The sequence below is a fragment of the Campylobacter sp. IFREMER_LSEM_CL2194 genome (assembly GCF_025771685.1).
Lineage (GTDB): Bacteria > Campylobacterota > Campylobacteria > Campylobacterales > Campylobacteraceae > Campylobacter_D.
On sequence record NZ_JAKMQS010000027.1, the window covers coordinates 1 to 3302 of the forward strand.

The 3302-nt window shown below is 28.6% G+C and carries 1 protein-coding gene and 1 pseudogene; both read right to left on the reverse strand.

The annotated features are described in order from the left end of the window. Positions 1-386: pseudogene (locus L8V79_RS07905) on the reverse strand (ShlB/FhaC/HecB family hemolysin secretion/activation protein); the annotation flags it as partial. Between the two features lie 149 nt (positions 387-535). Further along, positions 536-3302 (reverse strand): filamentous hemagglutinin N-terminal domain-containing protein (locus tag L8V79_RS07910; protein ID WP_263703175.1); only part of this gene is annotated, 2767 nt, incomplete at its 5' end.

Genomic DNA, 3302 nt, shown 5'->3' on the forward strand with positions numbered 1-3302 from the left:
CTAGTTGGGTTAGAATTGTTAGTTTCATCTTTTACACTAGTGTTAGTTTTATCATTGTTTGTGTTATTAGTATTATTGCTAGTTTGGTTATTTGGGTTGGTAGTGTTATTAGTTTGATTGTTAGTTTCCTCATTAGCTTTATCTTCTTGATTTAGTTTTTCTTTTAAAGCTTTCTTTTTTTCTTCAAAGTCTTTTTTAGCTTCTTGGCTTTTTATATAATCATCTTTAGTTTTTAGATTTTCTTTGATAGCTTTGTTTTGAGGGAGGTTTCTATCAGGGGAGAGTTCTATAACCTTTTCTATATCATTTTTAGCTATGGTAATACTTCCATTATTAGCATAGACTAAAGAGCTAAGTGCTATAGTGCTAAGTAAGAGTTTTTTCATGGTTGTTTATTCCTTTTATTTATATATTTTAAATTTAGAGTTTTTATCTTTTAATATTTATTATTGATTAGTCAAAATATTATTTAATACGAGTATTCATTAATATACTCGTTATTATTGCTAGGATATAGCTATCCTAGCAAGCATTTTTATAATCCTCCAACTATACATGGATTCATAGTTTTAAAGTTATCACTTACTATGCAGATTTTTCCTTTTTGCATAAGAGAAGTTTCATCTACCTCTTCAGTTTCTTCATCTTCATCTAAAGCATTATCACCTATTAGATTAAGAGAAGCAGTTTGTTCAAAGTCAGGTAAATCTCCACCTTGAGAATTATCTATATCAGGAAATTCAGGTTTATCTACATCAGGATTTAAACTTAGCAAAAAAGGATTAAAATTAAAATTGCCATATCCTAATGTTTCGTTAATATATTTAGTATAAGTGGATTTTATATTATCATTGATATTCTTAGCATCAACATATGCATTGGAATAACTATTATAAGCATTAAGCCAATTATTAAAAGCTTGAGTGAATTTAGGATCGTTGTAGCTTAGCTTACCTTTATTGACTAAATCTAATAATCTATTAAATTCAGCTTGGGCTTTAAAATAGTCTTGCTCTCTGTCTTTAAAGATTTGCTCTAGCTCTTTGTATTTGTTATATTCAGTTATTAATTTATCCTTATTATCATTTAAATAGCTAAATAAAGCTTTATTGTTAGCTAGAGTTGTTTCACTTTGATTTTGTAAAGATATAAATAAATCTTTTGCTTCATTTGATATTCTATTTTTATCAAATGTTTCATTCTTAGTATAATAAGTCAGAAAATCTAAACTTTGCAAAATACCTCTAGCTTCATTTTCATCTTTTATATTAAAATATGTTTGAATAAAAGCTATTTTTTCACTTTCTGTGGTATTTAGATTAAATTTGCTATAAACTTCTAATAATTTTTCTAACATAGCAATATCTACCACATATCCTTTTTGAGTGATATCTTCTATGATTTGACCAATAACTTCTTTATTGAGGTCGTCTTGTTCAAGATTTATTTCATCATCCTTATAGTAACCTTGTATATAGCCGGATTTATTTAAAAAATCTTGATATGCTTTTATCTCATTATTATAAACATAAAAATTTATTTTATCATAAAGCCAACTATCAACATTTGCATCAGATAAAGTTTTATTTTTATAATATATATTTATATTATATAATTCAGGAGCAAGAGCTGGATAATCTTCTGAATATCCAAAAAATATACCTATATTATTTGAAGAACTAGTTATTGTAGTTTTTGGATCAAAATATATATAGATATTTTTAAAAATACCAGGATGGCCACCACCGGCACCGTAAAAACCTCCTGTGTAAGCTTCTCCTGAGTTAACATGGTTACTAATATTATAAATTTTATCAACTTTTACATTGGTTAAACTTACCCCATCATTAACTCCTCCTATAAAACCACCCACCGATGATTGCAATGTTTTTTCAGCTTCATTAGAAATGCTCTTTATATTTTCCAATAAAATATTATCAATATATGAGCCATATCTACTATGCCCAATAAAACCACCAGTCATTAAAAACCTAGCTGAATGTGCGTAAGTTTTGATAGAACCTATATTTCTTACAGTTGTTTTAGAAATTTCACCGCCAGTTAAATTTCCTATAAATCCTCCGGTGTTAACCCAAGAATATTCTCCTGATCCAGTATAAAAATGTTCTATAGAGCTGATATTCTCTAAAACAATATTATCTACATATCCACCCATCATTACCCCTATAAAACCACCAACATTTGCTATATTAGGGTTATTTGAATTAACTTTTATACTACCTCCCATATAATCTACATGTATATTTTTAAAAGTCGCACCATAAGCAGAACCAAATATACCAACAGTATCATGTATATTTTCATTGTTAGCCAATTTAATATCGATATCGATGTTTTTTAAAGTATGATTTTGTCCATCAAACACCTTATTAAAAGATTCACCTTTTTTGTTATCCATATCGTTATAATCATAATAACCAACAATCATACTAGTGCATCCTAGTCCATCTATACAATAGTTTGCGTAGTTTTTACCTTGATTGCCACTAAAATCTATATCATCTACTAATCTAAACTCATCAATTTCTCTAACACCTAAATCTTCATTCCAACCTTTCGCAAAGTGCCACCATTCTATAACATTATCTTTTTCATTTCCCATATTACCTATGGTTAGAGCTTTTTTGAAATTAGAGCTTCCTGTATGGTTTTGATAGTTTGTTATATTTATTTTATCTTTTATATCACCGCCAAATTTATAACCATCATTTGCAAATTTTATCATTTGTCTTTGAATATAAATAGCATTGGCTGTTACATCTACTTTACCACTTGTAGTTTTAAATTGCGCCATATCCTTGTCTATATAAACTTCATTCCCCACCAAATGAACTTTATCAGCTGTATTACCACTTGGATTTTTTAAAGCATCACCACTAACACCATCATTATGTTTGCCATTGATATGGCCACCATCTATACTTACCTTATTCCCTATAAGCAATACATCATTAGCATTAATATTACCCATATTGACTACATTGCCTGCTTTGTGTGGTTTAAATATAGGGGAAAAGCTTAAACCTTGTTCAAGTGTTTTCATATCAGCAAATTTCCACATCTCCCCATCACTCATCGACGAAGTCGAAGCCACAAAGCGATTAGCATTGATAGTTCCTTTTTTAGTAATGATTACCCCATTAGGATTAATTAAAAATATATTTTTACCATTTGCTTTTAATAAACCTTCTATCATAGATTTACTAGTACCATGAGCAATGTTTAGGTAGTTTTTACTATTGCCTCCAAATTCTACTGTTTCGCCTTGACCTATACTAAAA